Genomic DNA, 22,601 nt, shown 5'->3' with positions numbered 1-22,601 from the left:
GCCGTACCGAGTCGCATCACCGACCACCTCCCCTGCGGCCCCGGGGTGGCCTGCGCACCCGTCACCGGCGGCCGCGCACGACGGCGACCGTCGCCGCCACCGGCGAAGGTCCCACCGCCGGGGACCGCCCGCGACCCGAGGCGGGAGCGGGCCCGCCGGAGCCCGGCGCATCGTCCGCCCGGTGTGAGGCGGCCGCCCGCGCCGGCGGTCAGGCTGCTGCACCGGGCGGGACGATCCCGCCGGGAGGAGGTGGCGCCATGACCGGCGCCTTCCAGACGAGTCGCCCGGAGGCGAACTGGCAGGCCGAGGCGCACGTCGGCGCCTACGGCTACGACGAGCGGCCCACCGGCTGGGCGTCGTGGATTCTCTTCGCCGGGGTCCTGCTGGTGCTGACCGGCCTGTTCGCGGTGATGGAGGGCGTCACCGCGCTCGTCAGCGACGACTTCTACGTGGTGCGGGCCGAGGCGCTGTTCGTCGACGCTGACTACGCCGTCTGGGGCTGGGTGCACCTCGTCCTCGGGGTGGTCGGCATCCTCGTCGGCGCCGGCCTCATGCGGGGCAACCGCGTGGCGCGCGTCCTGGCGGTGGCGTTCGCCGGGCTCAGTGCGCTCGTGCACCTGTTGTTCCTGCCGGCCTACCCGTTCTGGTCGGTGCTGGTGATCGCGTTCGACGTCGTCGTGATCTACGCCGTCACCGTGCACGGGCGGGAGGTCACGGCGAGGCAGTGACGGCGACGGGCCGGACGGTCCGCGAGCGCCCGCAGTGCCGGCCCGTGCTCGCCGGGACGCGACCCGGCGCGGGCGCAGCGGGGACGGGGCCATCCCGAGCACGGCCCCGAGCGCGCCGACGGCCACGAGGAGCCGGCCGACCGGACTCTCCGCCGCGGCCTGCAGGCCACCCGAGGTGGCCCGCACCGTCCCCCTTGGTCGCCCGTGCCGGCCCTCGGCCTGTTCCCGAACGAGATGCCGACGTTGGGCAGCCCCCGGCGCCCCAGACAGAACGGGGCTCCGGGCGTACCGACCAGGAGCGGGTGCTCCCGTCCGGGACAGCGCAACTGCTGGGGAACAGGGGCGGCGTGGCACTCGGCGGTCGGGTCCTGGACTCCGTCGCGACCCCGAAGGGGATCCTGGCCGGCCCGACCGGTCGCGGCTGCCTCGTGGTGGCCGAGGACCGGGGCGTGTCCACCTCCGGTGGCGTGCCCTTCCACGGCAGCGTCGATGCCGATCCGCCCGAGATCCCCATCGGGGCGATCGCCGTGGGGCGCTGGAGCCACCCCGCCGTCACAGCGCCTTGACCGAGGAGACGACAGGAGGCGGCACCACGCTCGTGGTGCCGCCTCCTGCTGTCCCGGCCGGCACACCGGCAGCGGACCGGACGCCCCCCGATCGAGGGATCGGACGCATCCAAGATCAAGAACCACGAGGAACCGGTCGAGGCAGTTCCGCGGAACGAGTCCCAACACCTTCGACAAGGAGTCCTCTCGTGTTGGTTGTCCTGACAGTGGTGGTGCTGGTCGTCCTCGCAGTGGCGGCCTTCGTCGTCGTCCAGGCGAGCCGTTACGGCGGCCTCCGGGCCGCGTTCAGCGGAGACCTGAAGGAACAGCGGCAAGCCTTGGCCGCCGGCCGATCCCGGGTGAACGCGCTGCGCAAGCAGCGCGAGGCCGAGCTCCGCGACGCACGGCGTGGCGACGAGCAGGCCCGGGCGGCCTATGACCAGCGGGTCGCCGACCTGCAGCAGCGGGTGGCGGTGCTCGAGAACCCCGGCCTGGGCAGGAAGCTGACCGGCCTCAAGGACGTGAAGCTCCACGAGCACGCCGTCGAGGTCTCCCGGCACGTCGTACCCCTGTTCGGGGCCCGCGCGCACGTCGAGACCACCCCGGAGAGCGCGATCCTCTACGTCACCGCGGCCGACGGCTCGATGGCCCACCGCGCCTTCGACACGCGGCTGAAGGACGTCGGCGACCCGCGCGTCCGGGAGACCGGCGACCTCGTCCTGGTGGAGCAGAAGCGGCGCCAGGACTTCTCGGCCACGCAGATCCACGGGCTCGCGACCGCGATCAACAACGCCGTCGTGGCCGAGCACCGATTCGTCGAGCAGCTCCCCGCCATGCGGACCGCGGCGGCCGCCGATCTGGAGCAGGCGATCACCGACACCGGCGCCGTCGAGGCCGCAACCCAGCGACTCCGCGAGGTCGAGGCCGGCACGCCGACGGTGACCGAGCTCGCTGCGGCCCAGGAGGAGCTCGACCGACTCGAGGCCATGTGGCAGGGGGCGCTCTCGGAGACCGCGCCGCGGCCGCAGCCGGCCACGTCCTGACGCCCCGTCCGACCGACCGCGTCCACGACATGCTCCCCGTGCCGTGGACGCGGCCGGCCCCGTCAGACGCGCGCGAGGAGCGCGCCGTCCCGGAGGAGCCCCTCGTGCCCACCCCTCATCCGCTCACACCCCGCGGAGCCCTGGTCGCTCTCACGCTCGCCGCGTGCACGTCGGTGAGCGCCTGCGCCGGCCCGTCTGCCGACACGGCCTCGGACGCCGCATCGGCGACCACCACCAGCACCTCGTCCCCCGCGACCGGGTCGCCCACCGCCGCGACGGCCACGCCGAGCCGGGCGGCGTTCCCGGCGGACACGGACTGGAAGGCGCTCAGCTACCCGGCCGCTGGGTGCATGACGCGGGCTGAGTACACCACCGGCGGCCTCGGTCCCGAGGGCTGGGATGCTGCAACGGTGGCGCCCCAGGCCGGTGACCTCACCGGGGACGGCGTCCCGGAGATGCTGGTCGCGCTCACCTGCCCGATGCCCAGCTCCGGGCACCAGGAGCAGGTGGTCGTCTTCACCGCGGGACCGGAGGGGCCCGCGGTCCTGGGCGTGCTGCGCGACGAGGTCTCGTTCGCGGACACCGCGCTGACCACGGGCGACCGGACCGTGACCCTGTCGGGCCCGACGTGGTCCGGGAACGACGCGACCTGCTGCCCCGGGCACTGGGCGACCGTCACCTACCGCTGGACCGGTGAGGGCTTCACCCTGGCCGGTCGCATGGAGGCGACGACGACCCAGCCCTTCGAACGCGGTGGACTGGCCGACGGGGACCACGTCGGAATCCTCACGGGCGTCGGCGAAGGCGAGGTTCTGGTGGACGTCGTCGAGTGGTTCGACGGTGCGACCGCCGAAGCCGCGTGCACCGAGGACGGTCTCGAGCCCTCGCAGACACCGCACTGCCATGATTACCACTACCGGAACCAGAACGACCTCATGCGACTCCTGCCGGTACGCGACGGCGCGGCGATCACCTACGTCGACTGGGCCACCATGCATCCGCAGACGGCCGCTGACCTGGCGTCCGTGGGAGGCAGCGTGGACCAGGACGTCTATCTCGGTGGCGCCTTCTTCCGCTTCACCGTCGAGGCTGGTCACGTGACGCGGATGGAGGAGAGGTTCGTGTCCTGACCCGGCGGCGGTGTCGTGTCCACCGCGGGCACAGGTCCCGGCCCTGTCCGGAACCGGATGGGGCCGGGACGTGCTCGACCCGCTGGATCGTCCGTGTGGGCCGGGCGCAGACCCGCCCACCGGATCGCTGGACAGCGCCAACGGCCTTGGTCACACGTTGAAGCGGAACTCCACGACGTCGCCGTCCTGCATCACGTAGTCCTTGCCCTCGATGCGCACCCAGCCGCGGGAGCGGGCCTCGGTCATGGAGCCGGCCTCCATCAGGTGGTCGTAGGAGACGACCTCCGCCTTGATGAAGCCGCGCTGGAAGTCGGTGTGGATGACGCCGGCGGCCTGCGGGGCGGTGGCGCCGACCGGGATCGTCCAGGCGCGCGCCTCCTTCGGGCCCGCGGTCAGGTAGGTCTGCAGGCCGAGGGTGCGGAAGCCGACCTTGGCCAGCTGGTCCAGGCCCGGCTCGCCCTGCCCGATCGACTCCAGCAGCTCGGCGGCCTCCTCGGCGGGCAGCTCGGCGAGCTCGGCCTCGGTCTTGGCGTCGAGCAGGATCGCCTCGGCCGGCGCGACCAGCGCCCGCAGCTCGGAGATCAGCTCCTCGTTGGCCAGCTCGTCGGCGTCGACGTTGAAGACGTACAGGAACGGCTTGGTCGTCAGCAGCGTCAGCTCGCGCAGCGGCACGGGGTCCACCCCGGCGGCGAACAGCGTCTTCCCGGTGTTGAGCACCTCGACGGCGGACTGCGCCGCCGCCAGCAGCGCCGCCCGCTCCTTGTCCTTGCGCGACTCCTTCTCCAGCCGCGGGACGGCCTTCTCCAGCGTCTGCAGGTCGGCGAGGACGAGCTCGGTGTTGATCGTCTCGATGTCGTCGGCCGGGTCGACCTTGCCCTCGACGTGCACGACGTCGGGGTCGCTGAACACGCGGATGACCTGGCAGATCGCGTCGCTCTCGCGGATGTTGGCGAGGAACTTGTTGCCCAGCCCCTGCCCCTCGCTGGCGCCGCGCACGATGCCGGCGATGTCCACGAACGACACCGTCGCCGGGACGACCTTCTGCGAGTCGAACAGCTCGCCCAGCTTCCCCAGCCGCTCGTCGGGCACGCCGACGACGCCGACGTTCGGCTCGATGGTGGCGAAGGGGTAGTTGGCCGCCAGGACGTCGTTCTTGGTCAGCGCGTTGAACAGCGTCGACTTGCCGACGTTGGGCAGCCCGACGATCCCGATGGTGAGACTCACGGGAGTCCAGCCTACGGGTCCGCCCCGAGCGCGGACGACGAGCGGCGGGTCCCTGCCGGCTCCGGCGGAACACGTGCGACGCTCGTCACACCACCGAGACCAGGAGGTCCCGTGACCCTGACGACGACGTCGCGCCACGCCACCGCCACCGGCCCGCTGCCCGCGCACACCCGCGTGGCGATCGTGGGCAGCGGCTTCTCCGGCATCGGCACCGCCGTCGCCCTGCAACGCGCCGGCGTCGACGACTTCGTCGTCCTCGAGCGCGCCGACAGCCTGGGCGGCACCTGGCGCGACAACGAGTACCCGGGCGCCGCCTGCGACGTCCCCAGCCACCTCTACTCGTTCTCGTTCGCGCCCAAGCAGGACTGGTCGCACGTCTACTCGCGGCAGCCGGAGATCCGCGCCTACCTGGAGGACGTCGCCGCCCGGTACGGCGTCCTGCCGCACCTGCACTGCGGCACCGACGTCGTCTCCGGCCGGTGGGACGACGACGCGCTGGTCTGGCACCTGGAGACCTCGCGCGGCCGCCTCACCGCCGACGTCGTGGTGAGCGGCGCCGGCGGCCTGGTCGAGCCGCACCTGCCCGACGTGCCGGGCATCGGCACGTTCGCCGGCCCGTCGTTCCACTCCGCCCGCTGGGACCACTCGGTCGACCTGGCCGGCAAGCGGGTCGCCGTCGTGGGCACCGGCGCCTCGGCCGCGCAGTTCGTGCCGGAGCTGCAGAAGACGGCCGCGAAGGTGGTCGTGTTCCAGCGGACGCCGCCGTGGGTGGTGCCGCGGCAGGACCGCGCCTACACCGAGCGCGAGCACCGGCGCTGGGCGCGCGTCCCGGCGCTGCTCCGGCTGGCCCGCGGCGGGCAGTACCTGGCGCGGGAGGCCCGGCTCGGCGTGTGGACCGGCGGCGGCCGGCTGCGCGGCTTCGTCACCAGGCAGGCGCTCGCGTTCCTCGAGCAGCAGGTGCCCGACCCGGAGCTGCGCGCCAAGCTCACCCCGGACTACGCCATCGGCTGCAAGCGGGTGATCGTCAGCGACGACTACCTGCGGTCGCTCACCGAGCCGAACGTCGAGGTGGTCGCCTCGCCGGTGGCCGAGGTCCGCCCGCACGCGGTGGTCGACGCCGACGGCACCGAGCACGAGGTCGACGTCGTCGTCTACGGCACCGGCTTCCGCGCCATGGACATCCCGCTCGGGCACCGGCTGGTCGGCCGCGAGGGGCGCACCCTGCGCGAGGAGTGGGACCGCGACGGCGTCCGCGCGCACCGCGGCACCACCGTCGCCGGGTTCCCCAACCTGTTCCTGCTGCTCGGGCCGAACACCGCGCTCGGCCACACGTCCGTCGTCCTGATGATCGAGGCGCAGATCGGCTACGTCGTCGCGGCGCTGGAGCGGATGCGGGAGACCGGCGCCGGCGCGCTGGAGGTGCGCCGCTCCGTGCAGGACGCCTACGACGCCCGGCTGCAGGCCGAGCTCACCGACACCGTGTGGAACGCCGGCGGCTGCCGCTCCTGGTACCGCGACGAGCAGGGCCGGAACTTCACCCTGTGGCCGACGCACACGTACACGTACATGCGGGAGATGCAGCGGTTCGACGCCGACGCGTACGAGCTCCGCGCAGCACCCCGCGTCCCCGTCCCCGCCTGACCCCGTCCCCCGCCTGACCCGGAGCCCCCGACCCCCATGCGCACCTCCACCGCCGCCGCCGGTCTCGCCGTCCTCGCCGCCGGGGCCGTCGTCGCCCGCCGCCGCGCCGCCCGTCCCGCCGGCGCCCCGGCACCCGCCCCCGCGCCGGCTCCCCCGCCGCGCGGACGCGTCCGGACCGTGACCGCCGAGGACGGCGTCGACCTGCACGTCGAGGAGTTCGGCGCCGAGCGGCCGACGGCGACCGTGGTCCTCGCGCACGGCTACGTGCAGTCCTCGCGGCTGTGGGCCGGGCAGGTCCGCGACCTGCTGGAGGCCCGCCCCGACCTGCGGGTGGTCACCTACGACCACCGCGGGCACGGCGCCTCCGGCCCGACGCCGCGGGACCGCGCGACCATCGAGCAGCTCGGCCGCGACCTGGGCCGGGTGCTCGACGAGGTCGCCCCGGACGGGCCGGTCGTGCTCGGCGGCCACTCGATGGGCGGCATGACGCTGATGGCGCTGGCCGAGCAGCGGCCCGAGCTGTTCGGCGACCGCGTCGCCGGCGTCGCGTTCGTGGGCACCAGCTCCGGCGGGCTGGACGCGGTGACCTACGGGCTGCCGGGGCCGGTGGCGAAGGTCGTCAAGCGGGCGCTGCCGGTGCTCAACGAGCGGGCGGTCCGGGCCGAGCAGGCGGGGAAGCCGCGCGCGGTCGGGAAGGCCGACATGTGGCTGGTCTTCAGCGCCGCGGCCGACCCGGCGGACCTGCAGGCGGCGATGGAGGTGCACCGCGCCTGCTCGGCCGAGACGGTGGCCGCCTTCCTGCCCACGTTCTCCGACCACGACCGCGCCGCGGCGCTCGAGGCGCTGGCGGACGTCCCGACGCTGGTCGTCGTCGGCGACGCCGACCGGCTGTGCCCCGTCGAGCACAGCCGGACGCTGGCGGCGGCGCTGCCCACCGCCGAGCTCGCCGTCTACCCGGGCGCGGGGCACATGGTGCAGCTGGAGCGCCGTCCCGAGGTCAGCCGCCGGCTGCTCGCGCTGGTCGACCGGGCCCTCGCCGCGGCCGCCGCGCCCGTGGTCGAGGAGCGGAGCGCCTGAGGAGGGCTCAGCGCGACCGGTCGTAGCCGAAGAAGCCGCGCTTCTTGATCAGCTCGGCCACCTCGGGCGGCACCATCGCCTCCCAGCCGGTGTCCTCGGTCGGGATCCGCCGGAGCACGTCCCGGCTGAGGATCGGCAGGTGGTCGGGCTTGTGGTCCAGGCCGACGAAGCTGCCGCGGCGGTTGAGGTAGTCGAACAGCGGGCGCAGCTGGTCGGCCACCTCGAGGGTGTCGACGGTGACCACCTGGCCGTCGCGCAGCATCGGGTAGACGAACAGCCGCAGGTCGTTCTTGAACAGCCGGCCGAAGCTCTCGAGGATCCCACCGGGCAGCCCGGCGTGCCGGTCCTCGTCGAACAGCTCGAGGAGGCTCGGCAGTCCCATGACCATGCCGATCCGGCCGTCGGTGCGCCAGGCGAGGTAGGCGGCGAGCCGGTGGTGGGCCAGGTAGTCCGAGATCAGCACCGGCAGGCCACAGGCGGCCAGCAGGTCGGCGCGGGCGAGGAAGTCCCGCCGGTCGACGACGTCCCCGCCGGCGCGCAGGTTGGCCATGGTGAGCTCGGCGAGGACGAGCACCTCGCGCTCGGCGACCGCCGGGTCCCGCTCGAACGCGGTGCGGGCCGCCTCGAGCATGTCGAGGTTGACCACCGTCGGCGGGCGGAAGCTGCCCCGCTCGACCAGGATCGCCTTCTTGCGCAGCGCCTCGCTGGGCTGCAGGACCTTCCGGTCGGGGCCGAACATGGCCGCGCCGGAGAGCCCGACCTGCACGAGCTTGAGCGCCATCACCCGGTTGTCGACCATCCGGAACTCGATGCCGCTCATCTCCAGCAGGTCGATCTCGATCCGGCCGGTGGTCAGCCGGTCGAGCAGGCTCTCCACCAGGCGGTCGGGCTCGTGGTGCTGGAAGAAGGCGGCGTGCAGCAGGTTCACGCCGACGATGCCCAGCGCCTCCTGCTGCTGCGGCGCCTCGTCGTCGAGCATCCGCACGTGGACGACGACCTGGCTGGGTTCGTCGCGCGGGTGGGCCTGGAACTTCACGCCCATCCAGCCGTGGCACTCGTTGCCGCCGCGGTAGCTGCGCGCGACGACGGTGTCGGCGAAGGCGAAGAACGACGTGTCGTCGCCCCGCTGGTCGCCGAGCCGGTCGACGTTGAGCTGGAACTCGCGGTCCAGCATCGCCTGCAGGCGGCCCTTGGAGACGTAGCGGTCGGCCTTGCCGTAGACGGCGTCGCTGACCGCCATGTCATAGGCCGACATCGACTTGGCCACCGTGCCCGCCGCACCCCCGGCGCGGAAGAACCACCGGGCGACCTCCTGCCCGGCCCCGATCTCGGCGATCGTGCCGTACCAGCGCAGGTCCAGGTTGATCTGCAGGGCCTTCTGCAGGGTGTCGACACCGGCGTCCATGGGGCACCTCCGGGTGCGGTCCGGGTGCTGGGCGAGCGTAGCCACCTGTGACCCGCGTCACCTCTCTACCGACGCGCGACCTTCCCCGCTCGGGCGATCACGCCGCGGGGACGAGAAGCGGCGGCCGGGTGGCGATCTCCGATCCGTCGGGCCGGTAGGTGCGCCATCGGCCGTCCGGTTGCCGCTCGACGCGGAAGCCGTGGTGGGCCTCGGTGTGGTGGCGTTCGCACAGCAGCGCCGAGTTGTCGAGGCTGGTGTCGCCGCCGTCGATCCAGTGGATGAGGTGGTGGACGTCGCACCACCAGGTCGGCGCCCCGCAGCCGGCGAACACGCAGCCGCCGTCGCGGAGTTCGGCCGCCCGCCGGATGTGGCGGCTCATCAGCCGCTGCTCCCGGCCCAGGTCCAGCGGTGTCCCGGCGGGGCCGAACACCACCCGGGAGATCGTGCCGTCGCAGGCCAGCCAGCGGGCGCGGGCGGCGGAGATGGTGGCGCCGGAGCCCAGCCGCCCGGCGTTCGGGCTGCCGTGCGGGTCGACCAGGTCGTCCAGGTCGACCCGCACGGCGATCTGCGGCCTGTGGCCGCGCAGGATCGGCAGGGTCCCGGTGGCGAGGGCGTTGTCGGCCACCTGCACCAGCGCGTCGCCGAGGCGCTGGGCGCGGGTGCGGTCGTCGCCGGCGGGGCGGTCGGCCTGCACGTGCGCCTCGAGTGCGGTCTGCAGCTTCTCCCCGCCGACCGGGTCCAGGTGGCCGCGGATGCTCAGTGACCCGTCGGCGTGCCTGGCCAGCGTCAGCGACCGGCCCTGGGTGGGGTCCGGTTCCGGCCCGTCGGGATCCAGATCGGTGCAGTAGTGCTGCACCACCTGCACCAGGTCGGCGTGCGGACGCTCGACCGCGACGCCGGTGAGCACCGCATCGATCACGGCCAGGTCCACCCCGACGGCCGCAGCCGCGGCCAGTCGTTCGGGAGTCACGGCGCGGGCGGCCACCGCGACCTGCTCGGCGGACACCAGCCCGGCGTCGTGCGCCTCGGCGAGTGCCGGCAGGTGCTCCAGCGCCCGGCCGTTGCGCACCAGCCGCGACGCCTCCGCCGTGGACAGCCGGCAGTGCCCGCGCAGCCAGGAGGCCATCGACTTGAGTCCGTCCCGCTCGGGCGCCTGCTGGTTCTCCGCATCACGCACGAGGCGGGTCAGCCGGGCGTCGATCCGGTTGCGCTCGGCGACCAGCGCGGCGACGTCGTCGAGGACGTCCCCACTCCCCGAGGCACCCGAACACATGATCGAAGTCTAGCCGATCCGGTGGCCTCTTGCAGCATGAATCCGCAGGTCAGGAGCCTGTCCACAGATCCACGCCGGCTGACACTCGCCCCGAGCGGGATCACAAGCCGGGCCCTTCCCGCCGGTCACGTCCTACTTCTCACACCCGGTCGGGGACCCCGCCTGGACGCGACTCGGCCGCGGACGCCCGGCCGGCCACCCGCCGGAGCCCGGGCGTCAACGCGAGGGACACGGCCAGCGACGCCGCCACGAACACCGCCATCGCGGCCCCCGGCGGGACGGCGTCGCCCAGCGCCCCGGCCAGCACCGCGAACACCCCCTGCCCGGTCATCCGCGTCGCGGACTCGACGCCGAGCACCTGACCGCGCAGGCCGGGCGGCGTCAGCGCGACCAGCCACTCCTGCTGCGCGAGCGACGCGGCGTAGCCGGCCGAGGCGACAGCCACCAGGACGATCGCGACCGGCACGGACGGCCCGAGCGCGAAGGCGAGGAACGGCGCGGCCAGCAGCAGCCGCAGGGCGGTGTTCGACCGCCGCCGGCCCGCCGGGGTCAGGAACCGCCCGACCACCAGGTCGCCGGCCATCATCCCGACGGCGCCGGCGGCCAGCAGCCAGCCGCCCCGCTCCCCCGCGTACGGCACGAACAACGCCTCGCAGCCGACCACCAGCCCGTTCGGGACGCACAGCGCCACGAGCAGCGTGCGCGTGTCCCGCCGCGACAACAGCAGGCGGTTGCCGCGCAGCGTCTCGGCCAGGCCGGCCCGCCCGCGCCGGCGCGGCGGCCGCTCGGCCAGCCCGAACCGGAGCACCGGCACGGCGGCGGCGGACACGGCCGCAGCCAGCACGAACACCTGCGTCGTCGTCAGAGCGGTGAGCAGCAGGCCGCCGGCCGCGAAGCCGACCACCTGGAAGGCGCCGCCCGCCACGTTCATCGTCGACCGGGCCAGCGGGAACGCCCCGGCGGGCACCAGCTCCGAGAGCAGCCCCCAGCGCGCCCCCGACCCGACCGAGACCACGTACGCCGTGGCGACGACGAGCAGCAGCCGCGCCGCGGGGTCGAGTCCGGGGAGCGTCTGCAGGGCCAGCGCCGTGGTGGACAGCACCCCGACCAGTACCAGCGTGCGCCGCGGCGGGCCGGCGTCCGCGGCGGACATGAGCGTCGTCGCGCCGAGCGCCTGCGCGACCGACGGGCCGAACATCGCCACCGCGGTGAGCAGCGCCGAGCCGGTCTGCCGGTGCACCAGCGCGGCCAGGGCCAGCGACGACGTCGTCGCGGCCGTCGTCGCCAGCGCGGCACCGGTCCACAGCGCCCGGAACTCGGCGTGGGCGAACAGCGTCCGGTAGGTGAGCACCCCAGGACCGTGCGGCGCGGACCGCGGCCGTCCCACACTTTCGCCTACGGTCGAAAGGTGGGTGAGTTCATCGTCGACGCCGACGTCATGGCGCGCGCCCGCTTCGGCACCTCGCAGCTCACCGAGACCCTCGCCGGGCTGCGGCTGCTGCTCGCCGAGCAGGTCCCGCCGTGGCACCGGCCCTGGCGCGACGCCCACGCCGCCGCGCTGCGCGAGCGCCTCGACGCCGACCCGGTCGGCGCCGCCCTGCTCCGCGCCGCCTTCGGCGCCACCTGGACCGCCGACTTCCTCACCGTGCCGCCCGCCGCGCCCGACCTCGCGCTGGACGAGGAGCTGGCGTACCTCGAGTCCCTCGACGACGATGCCGTCCGCGCCGACCTGGAGGTGGCCACCGGACCGGTGCCGCCGGAGCTGCAGGGCAGCGGCCTCGCCCGCACCGCCGCCGGCCTGCTGCGCTGGACGTGGGAGCACACGATCCGCGACGACTGGCCGCGGCGGCTGCGGGTGCTGCGCGCCGACGTCGTCGCGCGGACCGCCCGGCTGAGCCGGGAGGGCTGGTCGGGTGCGCTCGACGGCATCGCGCCCGGGGTCCGCTGGCTCCGCGACGGCCGGCTGCAGGTGAACGCGCACCCGTACCCGCCACGCGACGTCCGCGGCCGCGACCTGCTGTTCATCGCCGCGCACAGCCGCGGCAGCTGGGTGAGCTGGCGGCTGCCGGACACCTACGCCGTCGTCTACCCGGTCACCGGCACGCTGGCGACGGGCCCCGCTCCGCTGCCCGAGCCACTGGTCCGCCTGCTCGGCCGCACCCGCGCGCGGGTCCTCACGGCCCTGGACGCGCCGCGGAGCACCAGCGCGCTGGTCGCCGGGACGGGCCTGCCGCTGGGCAGCGTCGGCGGGCACCTGCGGGTGCTGCTCGACGCCGGCCTGCTCGAGCGCCGCCGGTCGGGCCGCGAGGTCCTCTACTGGCGCAGCGACGCCGGCCAGGCCCTCCTCGACGCCGCCGGCTGACCGCTCCAGGGTCGCTGAGCAGTTGCACGGGATCGGCGCTCTCAGGGTTGCGCGAGCTGCCGACTGCTGCACCTTGCCGATCTCGGGTTGCACGTCGGCAAACGCCGCCAGATCGGCACGAACAACTCCTGGCAGAGGCAACTCCCCGGGCGCCGTGAGCCCTCACGGCGTCAGCGGCTCGTCCGCGGTCGGCGGCGTGTCGTCGTGGAGGAGGTGGGAACTCAGGTGCAGCCGGGTCAGAGCGCTGCGCAGCTGTGCTGACGCGCCGTGCACGGTGATCCGCCGGCCACGCCGCATCGCTCGGCGGTAGGCGTCACCGATGGCCCGCAGCGCGGCGTGGTCGGCGACCTCCATCGCGCTCACGTCGAGGGTCAGGATCGGCTGCTCGGTGCCCAGCAGAACCGAGACGGCGTCGCGCAGCAGTGGTGCAGTGCGGCCGTCCAGCCGCCCGGTCGCGGTCACGCGACCGGTCTGCAGGTCCAGGTGCACGTCGAGCGTCGACGAGCCGGCGGGACGCCTCGGCTCCTGCCGTTCGCGTGGTCGGGGGACCGTTGCCGGCCCCCTCGGCAACGCCGGGCCCGGATCCGGCGCGGGCCGCGGAGGTGGCGTCGCCTCCCGGTCCGCCGGTGGCGTCGCTGACGTCACGCTGACCTCCTCGCCCTCCCGGTCGGACGGCCGCGCCGGCCGAGGACGTCCGGCCACATGCTCGGGCTCCCGTGGCGGGGTGCGCCTCACCCGACGCGGAGGACCGCGCTGCGCTCACCTGCGGGATCCCGCGCGATCGAACAGAGGGTCGGTGGCGCTCCGGCCTGGTACACCTGCGGGACGCCGGCCGTTCACGTGGGATCAAGAGGGCGGTTCACGTGGAGATCCAGAGGAAGTACGCCGCGGACGAGTCGTTCGAGCTGCCGCCACTGACCCAACTGGTGACCGGATCCGCGGAAGGCCGCAGCGCGCCGGCCGACCCGGGACCCCCGGTTGCCGAGGGGGAGGCGGAGACCCAGCGGCTGAAGGCGGTCCAGTTCGACACCGCGGACCTCCGTCTGGCGGCGGCGGGGTGGACCCTGCGCCGGCGCACGGGCGGCGACGACGCCGGATGGCATCTCAAGGTCCCGGCGGGGACGGGGGCGCGCCCGGCGGTGCGCCTGCCGCTGGGCCGCGCCACCCAGACCGTGCCCGAAGAGGTGCAGAACACGGTTCGGGCCCACAGCAGGGGCGCCCCGCTGCAGCCGGTCGCCGAGATCGTCACCGACCGGACGGTGCGCCGGCTGGTCGATGCGACCGGCCAGGCGCTGGCGGAGATCGCCGACGACCGCGTCAGCGCGCGCAGGCTGCAGCCGACCGACGGCAGCGGGGACGCGGTCGACGCCGCGACGTCCTGGCGGGAGATCAGGGTGCAACTCGTCGGCGGCGGGACCGAGCTCCTCGACGCCGTCGACACCCACCTGCGGGCACGGGGACTGCGCGACGCCCCGAGCTCCTCGGCGCTCGTGCACGTGCTCGACGGGGACGCGCGCCTCCAGCCGGCCGAGCGGGAGGCGGCGGAGCTCACGACCTCGTCGGCCGCCGGGGAGGTCGTCCTCGCCTACGTCCGCGAGCAGGTGGAGCGGGTGCGGTCGCAGGACCTGCCGGTGCGCCTGGACGCCCCCGACGCCGTGCACAAGATGCGCGTGGCCACCCGGCGGTTGCGCAGCGCCCTGACCACGTTCAAGCCGCTGTTCGCCGGCGACGTGGTGCGCCCGCTGCGCGGGGAGCTCAAGTGGCTGGCCGGAGAGCTGGGCGCGGCCCGGGACGCCGAGGTGATGCGCGACCGCGTGCGCTCGGCGGTCGAGGCGGGAAACCCGCTCGGCGAGCCGGGTCCGGTCGCCGAGGACGCCGGAGCGCCGCTGGGCCGCGCCTACCGCAGCGCCCACGACCGGGTGCTCGCAGATCTGGACGGCGATCGCTACCACCGCCTCCTGACCGACCTCGACGACCTGGTCGCCTGCCCGCCGTTCACCGCGCGCGCCGGAGCGCCCGCCGGGGAGACGCTGCCGCGCTTGGTGGCCCGCAGCTACACCCGGGTCCGCCGCCTCGTCGAGGACGCATCCGCCCGGCCCGCCGGCGCCGAGCGGGAGGAGTTGCTGCACGACGCCCGCAAGGCCGCGAAGGCCGCCCGCTACGCCGGTGAGTCGGTCAGCCGGGTCTTCGGTGCCGACGCCACCGCGTTCGCGCGGGCGATGGAGGCGGTGCAGGAGGCGCTGGGGGAGCACCAGGACTCCGTCCTCACCCGGGAACGGCTGCGCGACCTGGCCGTGCACACCCCCAGCACCAGCACTGCCTTCCTCTACGGGCGCCTGCACGCACTCGAGGAGGCGCGATCAGCGCAGTCCCAGCAGCACTTCGACGACGCCTGGAAGGCGGCCGGCCGCAAATCCCTGCACCGCTGGCTGCGATGACTGTCCGGCTCCGGTCGGCTGCCACCCGACGTTCAGGCCCGGCAGGGCGGACCTCGCGCACGACGGGCGCATCCGGGCCAACGCGGCGGTCGCGCCGGAGGCGACCGCTCCGACCGATCGCCCGCCCGCTACAGCAGGCCCGGCGAGCCGCCTGGCCGACGTGCGCGCCGACGCAGGGCGGGCGTGGAGGAGGGCGGGGAACAGCTTGTTCCCCGCCCTCCGTCAGGTGTGCCTCGACGTCCGAGCGTGGAGGCGCCCCCGCAGCTCGTGGGTGCAGGTCCGGCCGGCGATGTCACGGCTTGAAGCCGCTGCCGAGGTGGGGCCGCCGCGGGCCTGCCGGGGGGGTTGTCAGATGCAACTGATGACGCGCGCAAGGATCGGCACGACGCAAGCAGTGACACCGGTGCAAGGGTTGGCGCGGTCGCAACACACGGGACGCCCAAGATCCCGTGCCGATCTCGTGCAACTGCTCAGCCGCCCCCCGCCGGTTCCGGCGTGGGCGGGGCCGGGGCGGGTAGGTCCCGGCCGGCCGCGTCGCTGTCACACCGGGTGACACGCCCGACGACGGCCAGGCAGGACGGGCGCGCGAAGGTGTACACGTGAGCGGAGAGGGCTGCGACGACGGCGGCGAGGAGCTGCGGCAGCGGGTCGGTGACGCCGAGGTGGTGCGCGCGGCCTTCGAGGAGATGCCGCTGCTGCTGGTCGGCATGCAGGGCCCGGATCAGACCTTCGTGGCGGCGAACGCCGTCTACCGGGAGTTCGTCGGGAAGCCGGCGTTCATCGGCATCCCGATCCGCGAGGCGATGCCCGAGCTGGCCGGGCAGCAGGTCTTCGAGATGTTCGACCGGGTCTACGCCACCGGGGAGCTCCAGACGGCCCGGGAGTGGCGGGTCCAGGTCGCCCGCGACGGGAGCGGCGCCGTCGAGGAGTCGTACGCCGACTTCACCTGCGTCCCGCGCCGGGCGGCCGACGGCACGGTCACCGGGCTGCTCGCCTTCGCCTTCGACGTCACGGACCGCGTCCGCGAGCGCCAGGCGGCGCAGGCGCAGGTCAGCGAGGCCGAGCGGCGGTACCGCGACGCCCGCGACGTCGTCACCGCGTTGCAGGAGGCGCTGCTGCCGACCGCGCTGCCGGTGCTGCCCGGCGCCCGCATCGCGGCGCGCTACCTGGTGGCCGCGCACGACCAGGTCGCCGGCGGTGACTGGTTCGACGCCATCCCGCGCGCCGACGGCAGCGTGGTCCTCGTCGTCGGCGACGTGGTCGGTCACGGCGTGGCGGCGTCGGCCGCGATGGGCCAGCTGCGGGCGGTGCTCGCCGACGCGCTGGCCACCGAGACCGACCCGCTGGCCGCGCTGACCCGGGCCGACGGGTTCGCCGCCCGCACCCCGCTCCTGCGCGCGACCACCCTGGCGCTGGTCCTCCTCGACCCGGCGACCGGCGCCCTGCGCTACGCCAGCTGCGGACAACCCCCGCCGCTGGTCGTCGGCGCCGACGGGACGACCCGGTTCCTCGCCGACACCGGCGCCGGCCCGCTCGGCACCGGCTCCACCCCAGTGCTCGCCGACGACACCCTCGCTCCCGGCGAGCTGGTCCTGCTCTACAGCGACGGGCTGATCGAGCGCCCGAACCGCGGCCTCGACGCCGGCATGGCCGAGCTGGCGACCGTCGCCGCCGACGCCGCCGCCAACCGCGTGCTGCCGCTGCACGCTGCTCCCGCGCCGGCCGAGCGGGTCTGCCAGCTCACCGTCGAGCTGCTGACCCGCACCGGCTACGCCGATGACGTCACCGTCCTGGCCGCCCACCGCCTGCCCGCCCCCGTCCGGCCCCTGGACCTGCAGGCGCCGACCACCCGGGCGGGCCTGCGGCGGCTGCGGGTCCACTTCGACGAGTGGCTCGACGCCCTCGACCCGGCCGAGAGCGACCGCGTGGCGCTGGAGCTGGCCGTGTGGGAGGCGGTCGCGAACGCCGTCGACCACGCCTACCCGCCCGGGCAGCCCGGGCCGGTCCGGCTGCAGACGGCGCTGAGCGGCGACGGCGTCCTCGAGTGCCGGGTCAGCGACCGGGGCACCTGGCGTCCGCCCGACCCGGCGGTCACCCACCGGGGGCGGGGACTGCTGCTCGCCGAGCGGCTCGTCGACCGCCTCGAGGTCCACCACCCCCCGCACGCCGACGCCCCCGACGGCACGGTGGTGGTGCTCCGGCAGCGGCTGCACCGGCCCGCCGTGCTCGGCCCCGGCACCGACGCGCCCCCGGCCGCGCCCGTCCCCCGGCCGGCGTTCGCCGTCGACGCCGAGCACACCGACGGCCACCCACGGCTGCGGGTCCGGGGGCCGGTCGACGTCGTCACCGCCGAGGAGTTCGCCCGGGCGCTGTCGGGGACCTCCCGCGGCGGGGTCCTCCCGCTGACCGTCGACCTCAGCGAGGTCACCCACCTGGCCAGCGCCGGCGTGCAGGTCCTGCACCGGATGCGCGACCAACTCGCCGCCCAGCAGCAACACCTGCACCTGCTGGCCCCGCCCGGCAGTCCCGCCCACGCGGTGCTCGAGCTGGTGCGCCTGTCCCGCGTGGGCAGCGACGACCTCGGCGACGACTGACCCGGACCACCGTGCGGGGGGGTCCCGGGTCAACGGGCGCCGGGGCCGCCTGTCGGCGCGCGGCGCCGGCGGGGACGGCCGCACGGTGGGTCCGCCGTCCACCGTCCGGTGGACGGCCGGGTCAGGGACGCGGAGCCAGGACCGGGCGGCCGGCCAGCGCGCTCACCACCTCGACGGCGTCGTCCCACCAGCGCTCGTAGTGGTACGGGTCGGCGTTGCGCTGGGTGCGGTGCGCGGCGATCGTCGGCGGCAGCGACTGCCAGTCGGGGACCTCCTGCAGCGCCAGGAAGAAGTTGGTGGCGCTGGTGGTCGGGTCCATCCGGTCCTCGTAGGAGCCCCAGGCGCCGTTGTCGCGCTGCTGGAACAGCCCCCGGGAGTCGGGCCCGGCGGCGTCGCCGCGGTCCAGCACCAGCAGCGAGGACTCCCCCATCGCCGTCATCACCCCGATGACCTGCGCGCAGGTGTCCAGGCCCTGCACCGCGGCCGCGTTCACGATCGCCGCGGCGTTGGCCAGCTGCTCCCCGCCGTACCCGGCGACCGGCCCGTCGGGCACGGCGGCCGGGTCGACCCGCACCCCGGGCTCGGCGGCCGCGCAGTCCGCCGACCGCGGCGCGGGCGTCGTCACCTGGCGCACCACGAGGAACGCCGCCAGCAGCACCAGGACGCCGACGACGAGGGCCGCCACCTGCCGCTGCCGGGGCGGGGCGGCCTCCGGCGTCTGCACACCCCGGCCAACGGACGGCGGGCCACAGAGATCCCCCGCGGCCCCACGGCCGCGTCCGGAAACCGCCAGTCCCCCGCTCCGACCGGTGCCATGCTCGGTGCCGTGCTCTCCCCCCTCGACGCCGAACGCTGCTACCGCGCGGTCGCCAGCCGCGACGCCCGGTTCGACGGCTGGTTCTTCACCGCGGTGCGCACCACCGGCATCTACTGCCGCCCCTCCTGCCCGGCGCGCACGCCCGCGGCCGCCAACGTCTCCTTCTTCGGCACCGCCGCCGGCGCCCAGGCCGCGGGCTACCGCGCCTGCCGCCGCTGCCGGCCCGACGCCGTCCCCGGCTCGCCCGAGTGGGACGTGCGCGCCGACGTCGTCGCCCGCGCCATGCGGCTGATCGCCGACGGCGAGGTGGAGCGCACCGGCGTGCCCGGGCTGGCCGCCCGGCTCGGCTACTCCGAGCGGCAGGTGCACCGCCTGCTGGTCGGCGAGCTCGGCGTCGGCCCGCTGGCGGTCGCCCGCGCCCAGCGCGCGCAGACCGCGCGGGTGCTGATCGAGACCACCGACCTGCCGATGGGCGACGTCGCCTTCGCCGCCGGGTTCGCCAGCATCCGCCAGTTCAACGACACCGTCCGCGAGGTCTTCGCCTGCTCCCCGACCGAGCTGCGCAGCCGCCGGCCGGGCACGGTCGGCGGGACGCCGGGCTGGCTGACCCTGCGGCTGGCCGCCCGCGCCCCGTTCGATGCCGCCGAGGTGCTGCACTTCCTCGGCGCGCACGCCGTCCCCGGCCTCGAGGAGTGGGACGGGACGACGTTCTCCCGCGTCCTCGACCTGCCCGCCGGTCCCGGCGTCGTCCGGCTGTCCCCCGCCGCCGACGGCGGCGCCGCGGTGACCGCCCGGCTGCTGCTGACCGACCTGCGCGACCTGCGCGCCGCCGTCCCCCGCTGCCGGCGGCTGCTCGACCTCGACGCCGACCCCGCCGCCGTCGACGAGGTCCTCGGCTCCGACCCGGCGCTGGCCCCGCTGGTCGCCGTCGCGCCCGGGCGCCGGGTGCCCGCCTCCCCCGACGCCCCGGAGGCGGCGGCCCGGGCGGTGCTCGGCCAGCAGGTGTCGGTGGCCGGCGCCCGCACGCTCACCGCGCGGGTGCTCACCCTGGCCGGGACGCCGCTGGCCGAGCCGGTCGGCACGCTCACGCACGCGTTCCCCCGCCCGGAGGCCCTGGCCGGAGCCGACCTGTCCGCCGTCGGCCTGACCGGCGTCCGCCGCCGCACGCTGGGCGGCCTGGCCGCCGCGCTCGCCGATGGGCGGGTGGTCCTCGACCCCGGCTGCGACCGGGAGGAGGCCGCCCGCGACCTGATCGCGCTGCCCGGCATCGGGCCGTGGACGGCGGCGCTGGTGGTGATGCGCGGCCTCGGCGACCCCGACGTGTGGCTGCCCGGTGACCTCGCGCTGCGCCGCGCCCTCGCCGCCCTCGGCAGCTCCGACGCCGAGGCCGCCGGCCGCTGGCGGCCGTGGCGCTCGTACGCCGCGATGCACCTCTGGGCGCTCGCGGCGCCCACACTGTTCACCCGCTCCCCCGCCGATCGGAGTGCGTCATGACCCCGTCCGCCCGCTACGCGACCGTGGCCACCCCGCCCGGTCCCTTCACCGTCGTCGTCACACCCGGGCCGGACGGCGGCGACGTCGTCCTGGCCGCCGGGTGGACCGGCGACGTCGCCGAGCTGCTGCCCGTCGTGCACCGCGCGCTGCGGCCCACCTGGGTCGAGCGGGTGGAGCACCTGCCGGTCCTCGACGTCGTGGAGGCGCACGCCGCCGGCGACGTCGGCGCGATCGACGCCGTCCCCGTGCGGCAGCGCTCCGGGCCGTTCCTCGAGGACGCCTGGGAGGTGCTGCGCACCGTGCCGCCGGGACAGCCGGACACCTACGCCGAGTTCGCCGCCCGCTGCGGCCGGCCCTCGGCGGTGCGGGCCGCGGCCAACGCGTGCGCCCGCAACGCCGCCGCGCTGTTCATCCCGTGCCACCGGGTGCTCGGCTCCGACGGCGGGCTGGGCGGCTTCCGCTGGGGCACGCCTGTCAAGCGCTGGCTGCTCGACCACGAGGCGGTGCACGCCCCGGTCCCGGTCGACGCCTGACGAAGGACCCCCTGCCCCCGCCGGGGGCAGGCTCGCGGCGGACCCTGCAGGGGGCCACACGGGTGAGACGGGGCCGCCTCCCGGGAGTTGTCGGTCGGGTGTTGCACCCTGCTGTCCGTGGACGCTGCCTCCCTCCTGCTCGGCCTGCTCCTCGGGGTGCTGCTGGGGGCGGCCGTGACCCTCGGGGTGGTCGCCCTCTTGGCCCGCCGCCGGCCGGCCGGGTCCGGGCTGGACCCGCTGCACGAGTCGCTGGACCACCTGCACCGGCTGCTCGCCGGCATGGAGCAGGCCCGGGCCACCGCGCACGGCGAGCTGCGCGAGCAGATGGGCACCGTCGGGCAGACCAGCGCGATGCTGCGGCAGGAGACCGCGGCGCTGGTCACCGCGCTGCGCACGCCGCACGTCCGCGGCCGCTGGGGCGAGATCCAGCTGCGCCGGGTGGTCGAGGTGGCCGGCCTGCTCGAGCACTGCGACTTCGTCGAGCAGCCGTCGTCGACCAACGACGAGGGCGCCGGCGTCCGGCCCGACCTGGTGGTCACCCTCGCCGACGGCCGGCAGGTCGTCGTCGACGCGAAGGTCCCCTTCACCGGCTACATCGAGGCCACCCAGGCGACTGAGGAGACGGTGCGGGTGCAGCGGGTCGCCGCGCACGCCCGGCAGCTGCGCGCGCACGTCGACGCCCTGTCCCAGCGCCGCTACCCCACCGCGTTCCGCCCGGCCGCGCCGTTCACCGTCCTGTTCGTGCCCTCCGACGGGTTCCTCATCTCCGCGCTGGAGGCCGAGCCGGGCCTGCTCGAGTACGGCTTCGGCCGCGACGTCGTCATCGCCACCCCGAGCACGCTGCTGGCGCTGCTGCGCACGGTGGCGCACTCCTGGCGGCAGGAGCGCCTGGCCCGCGACGCCGACCAGGTCATCGAGACCGGGCGCCGGCTGCACGCCCGGCTCACCACGCTCTCGGGCCACCTCACCCGGCTGGGCTCGGCGCTGGGCTCGACGCTGACCCGCTACAACGAGACGGTCGGCTCCTACGAGCGCTCGGTGCTCGCCGCCGCGCGCCGGTTCGAGGACCTCGGGGTCGGCGAGACGCCGGTGCCGACCCCGGCGGAGGTCGAGGCGGTGGTCCGGCAGCTGCGGCCGGCCGGTGAGGACCTGCCCCTCCCCGACGACGCCGACGAGGCCGCTCCCCCGCTGCGCTGGCGGCTGCCCGAGGGCCGCTGAGCGACGTCCCCGCCGGGTCGTCCCGCCCGGCCCGGGGGACACGTCCGCCACACCGGCCCCGCGGCTCATCGAGAGTTGCCAAATCGACAGGGCGACCTGTCGCGCGTCGAGCCCGGGAACTCCCCCTGCGGGCGTCCTCCCGTCGCTACCGTGAGGACCGACAGCGGCCCGGAGGGGCCAGGACGTCCGGACGGGGAGGTACGCCATGGCCTCGGCGAGCACTGCCGACACCTGGCGGGACAGCGGGGTGGGCGCGCAGCGGCCCTACGCCGGCCCGCGGGCGGGGCGTCCCGACGCCACCGGCCCGGACCGCTCGATGCGCATGGGCCTCCCGCCGGTGCCGCCGCCCCCGCCGCGCGGCCGCCCCGGCGACCGCGGCGCCGGCCGCGGCGCCGTCCCGGCGCGCCCGCCCGTCGAGGCCCGGCCCATGGCCCGCCCGCCGGTCGCGCGTCCCGCGCAGCAGCGCACCCCCCACCCGGGCGTCCAGCCGCTCGCCGAGCGTCCCGCCCCCGCGGCGCCGCCCCGCGCCCACGGCACCCGTGCCGCCGCGCGCGCGGCCGAGCGGGCCGCCGCGGAGCCGACCCAGGGGAGCCGGATGCGCGGCCTGCTCGTCGTCCTCGGCGTCTTCGTCATCACCCTCGCCGGGGGCGCCGTCGACTCGTTCCTCGGCACGGGCCTGGGCACGCTGACCCTCGTCACGCTGGTCGCGGCCGCCGCCGTCGGCACGCTGCTGGTGCGCCGCCGCGACCTGCTCTCGGTCGTCGTCGCGCCGCCGCTGGTGTTCGTGGCGGTCGCGCTGGTCAACATCGGCCTGGCGCCGTCGGCGACGTTCAGCCTGCCGACGCTCGCCACGGTGCTCGTCCGCGGCTTCCCGACGATGGCCGTCGCCACCGCCGTGGCGCTGGTCCTGGCGATCGTCCGCTGGGCCGCCCGGCGCTGAACCCCTGACGGAACCGGCGGGGGGGGGGGGGGGCGGCGGGGGGGGCGGGGGGGGGGGGGGCGGGGGGCGGGGGGGGGGGGGGGGGGGGGGGGGGGGGGGGCCCCGCCGCGCCCCCCCCCCCCCCCCCCCCCCCCCCCCC

At 75.8% G+C, this 22,601-nt stretch carries 19 protein-coding genes; 13 read left to right on the top strand and 6 right to left on the bottom strand.

All coding sequences use genetic code 11. From position 1 onward, the window contains the following. Positions 1-257: 257 nt before the first annotated feature. The 4 genes from ACI8AA_RS21015 (at position 258) to ACI8AA_RS21000 (ending at position 3,446) form a co-directional block, all read left to right on the top strand. The gene (locus ACI8AA_RS21015) at positions 258-728 is read left to right on the top strand and encodes a DUF7144 family membrane protein (RefSeq protein WP_457046312.1); all 471 of its coding nucleotides are present in this window, start codon (positions 258-260) and stop codon (positions 726-728) included. A gap of 347 nt (positions 729-1,075) precedes the next feature. Continuing rightward, the gene (locus ACI8AA_RS21010; RefSeq protein WP_457046311.1) at positions 1,076-1,294 is read left to right on the top strand and encodes a hypothetical protein; all 219 of its coding nucleotides are present in this window, start codon (positions 1,076-1,078) and stop codon (positions 1,292-1,294) included. A 188-nt stretch (positions 1,295-1,482) separates the two neighbouring features. Continuing rightward, a complete protein-coding gene (locus tag ACI8AA_RS21005) occupies positions 1,483-2,316 on the top strand; it encodes a hypothetical protein (RefSeq protein WP_457046310.1) in 834 nt (277 codons plus the stop codon). Positions 2,317-2,771: 455 nt separating this feature from the next. After that, on the top strand, positions 2,772-3,446 hold the full coding sequence (locus tag ACI8AA_RS21000; protein WP_457046309.1) for an LppP/LprE family lipoprotein: 675 nt from the start codon (positions 2,772-2,774) through the stop codon (positions 3,444-3,446). 150 nt (positions 3,447-3,596) lie between these two features. Here the strand turns inward: ACI8AA_RS21000 and ychF are convergent, their stop codons facing one another. Next, positions 3,597-4,670 carry a redox-regulated ATPase YchF gene (gene ychF, locus ACI8AA_RS20995; RefSeq protein WP_457046308.1) on the bottom strand — a complete coding sequence of 358 codons (1,074 nt, stop codon included), beginning with the start codon at positions 4,668-4,670 and terminating at the stop codon, positions 3,597-3,599. 111 nt (positions 4,671-4,781) lie between these two features. On the opposite strand from ychF, the gene ACI8AA_RS20990 reads away from it, so the two are divergent. Then, complete coding sequence (locus ACI8AA_RS20990; RefSeq protein ID WP_457046307.1) at positions 4,782-6,311, top strand: flavin-containing monooxygenase; 1,530 nt, start codon at positions 4,782-4,784, stop codon at positions 6,309-6,311. A gap of 36 nt (positions 6,312-6,347) precedes the next feature. Next, positions 6,348-7,388 carry an alpha/beta fold hydrolase gene (locus tag ACI8AA_RS20985; protein ID WP_457046306.1) on the top strand — a complete coding sequence of 347 codons (1,041 nt, stop codon included), beginning with the start codon at positions 6,348-6,350 and terminating at the stop codon, positions 7,386-7,388. 7 nt (positions 7,389-7,395) lie between these two features. On the opposite strand, the gene ACI8AA_RS20980 is transcribed toward ACI8AA_RS20985, so the two are convergent. From ACI8AA_RS20980 to ACI8AA_RS20970, 3 genes are all read right to left on the bottom strand, one after another. Next, on the bottom strand, positions 7,396-8,793 hold the full coding sequence (locus ACI8AA_RS20980) for a TonB-dependent receptor (protein WP_457046305.1): 1,398 nt from the start codon (positions 8,791-8,793) through the stop codon (positions 7,396-7,398). A gap of 97 nt (positions 8,794-8,890) precedes the next feature. After that, complete coding sequence (locus tag ACI8AA_RS20975) at positions 8,891-10,066, bottom strand: DUF222 domain-containing protein (RefSeq protein ID WP_457046304.1); 1,176 nt, start codon at positions 10,064-10,066, stop codon at positions 8,891-8,893. Positions 10,067-10,205: 139 nt separating this feature from the next. Next, positions 10,206-11,417 (bottom strand): hypothetical protein, encoded by a 1,212-nt coding sequence (locus ACI8AA_RS20970; protein ID WP_457046303.1) that lies wholly within the window; start codon positions 11,415-11,417, stop codon positions 10,206-10,208. 57 nt (positions 11,418-11,474) lie between these two features. On the opposite strand from ACI8AA_RS20970, the gene ACI8AA_RS20965 reads away from it, so the two are divergent. Continuing rightward, positions 11,475-12,428 carry an ArsR/SmtB family transcription factor gene (locus ACI8AA_RS20965; protein ID WP_457046302.1) on the top strand — a complete coding sequence of 318 codons (954 nt, stop codon included), beginning with the start codon at positions 11,475-11,477 and terminating at the stop codon, positions 12,426-12,428. Positions 12,429-12,590: 162 nt separating this feature from the next. On the opposite strand, the gene ACI8AA_RS20960 is transcribed toward ACI8AA_RS20965, so the two are convergent. Then, positions 12,591-12,890, bottom strand: coding sequence for an STAS domain-containing protein (locus tag ACI8AA_RS20960; RefSeq protein ID WP_457046301.1), 300 nt, complete (start codon positions 12,888-12,890; stop codon positions 12,591-12,593). A gap of 401 nt (positions 12,891-13,291) precedes the next feature. Here ACI8AA_RS20960 and ACI8AA_RS20955 point away from each other — a divergent pair, with 401 nt between their 5' ends. Together ACI8AA_RS20955 and ACI8AA_RS20950 are read left to right on the top strand one after the other, a co-directional pair. Then, the gene (locus ACI8AA_RS20955) at positions 13,292-14,866 is read left to right on the top strand and encodes a CYTH and CHAD domain-containing protein (protein ID WP_457046300.1); all 1,575 of its coding nucleotides are present in this window, start codon (positions 13,292-13,294) and stop codon (positions 14,864-14,866) included. 599 nt (positions 14,867-15,465) lie between these two features. Next, the gene (locus ACI8AA_RS20950; protein WP_457046299.1) at positions 15,466-17,460 is read left to right on the top strand and encodes a SpoIIE family protein phosphatase; all 1,995 of its coding nucleotides are present in this window, start codon (positions 15,466-15,468) and stop codon (positions 17,458-17,460) included. Between the two features lie 121 nt (positions 17,461-17,581). Here the strand turns inward: ACI8AA_RS20950 and ACI8AA_RS20945 are convergent, their stop codons facing one another. Then, a complete protein-coding gene (locus tag ACI8AA_RS20945) occupies positions 17,582-18,184 on the bottom strand; it encodes a hypothetical protein (protein WP_457046298.1) in 603 nt (200 codons plus the stop codon). Positions 18,185-18,286: 102 nt separating this feature from the next. Between ACI8AA_RS20945 and ACI8AA_RS20940 the strand changes: the two genes are divergently transcribed. The 4 genes from ACI8AA_RS20940 to ACI8AA_RS20925 all read left to right on the top strand — a co-directional run bounded on the left by ACI8AA_RS20940 (position 18,287) and on the right by ACI8AA_RS20925 (position 22,462). Then, the gene (locus tag ACI8AA_RS20940) at positions 18,287-19,771 is read left to right on the top strand and encodes an AlkA N-terminal domain-containing protein (RefSeq protein WP_457046297.1); all 1,485 of its coding nucleotides are present in this window, start codon (positions 18,287-18,289) and stop codon (positions 19,769-19,771) included. Then, positions 19,768-20,304 carry a methylated-DNA--[protein]-cysteine S-methyltransferase gene (locus tag ACI8AA_RS20935; RefSeq protein ID WP_457046296.1) on the top strand — a complete coding sequence of 179 codons (537 nt, stop codon included), beginning with the start codon at positions 19,768-19,770 and terminating at the stop codon, positions 20,302-20,304. The genes ACI8AA_RS20940 and ACI8AA_RS20935 overlap by 4 nt, the downstream gene beginning before the upstream one ends. 117 nt (positions 20,305-20,421) lie before the next feature. Continuing rightward, positions 20,422-21,522 (top strand): DNA recombination protein RmuC, encoded by a 1,101-nt coding sequence (locus tag ACI8AA_RS20930; RefSeq protein ID WP_457046295.1) that lies wholly within the window; start codon positions 20,422-20,424, stop codon positions 21,520-21,522. A gap of 205 nt (positions 21,523-21,727) precedes the next feature. After that, entirely contained in the window at positions 21,728-22,462 is a 735-nt protein-coding gene (locus ACI8AA_RS20925; RefSeq protein ID WP_457046294.1) for a DUF6542 domain-containing protein, read from the top strand. Positions 22,463-22,601: the final 139 nt, after the last annotated feature.

It is taken from the genome of Geodermatophilus sp. SYSU D01180 (genome assembly GCF_054050415.1).
This window is presented reverse-complemented; position numbering and strand designations above follow the sequence as displayed.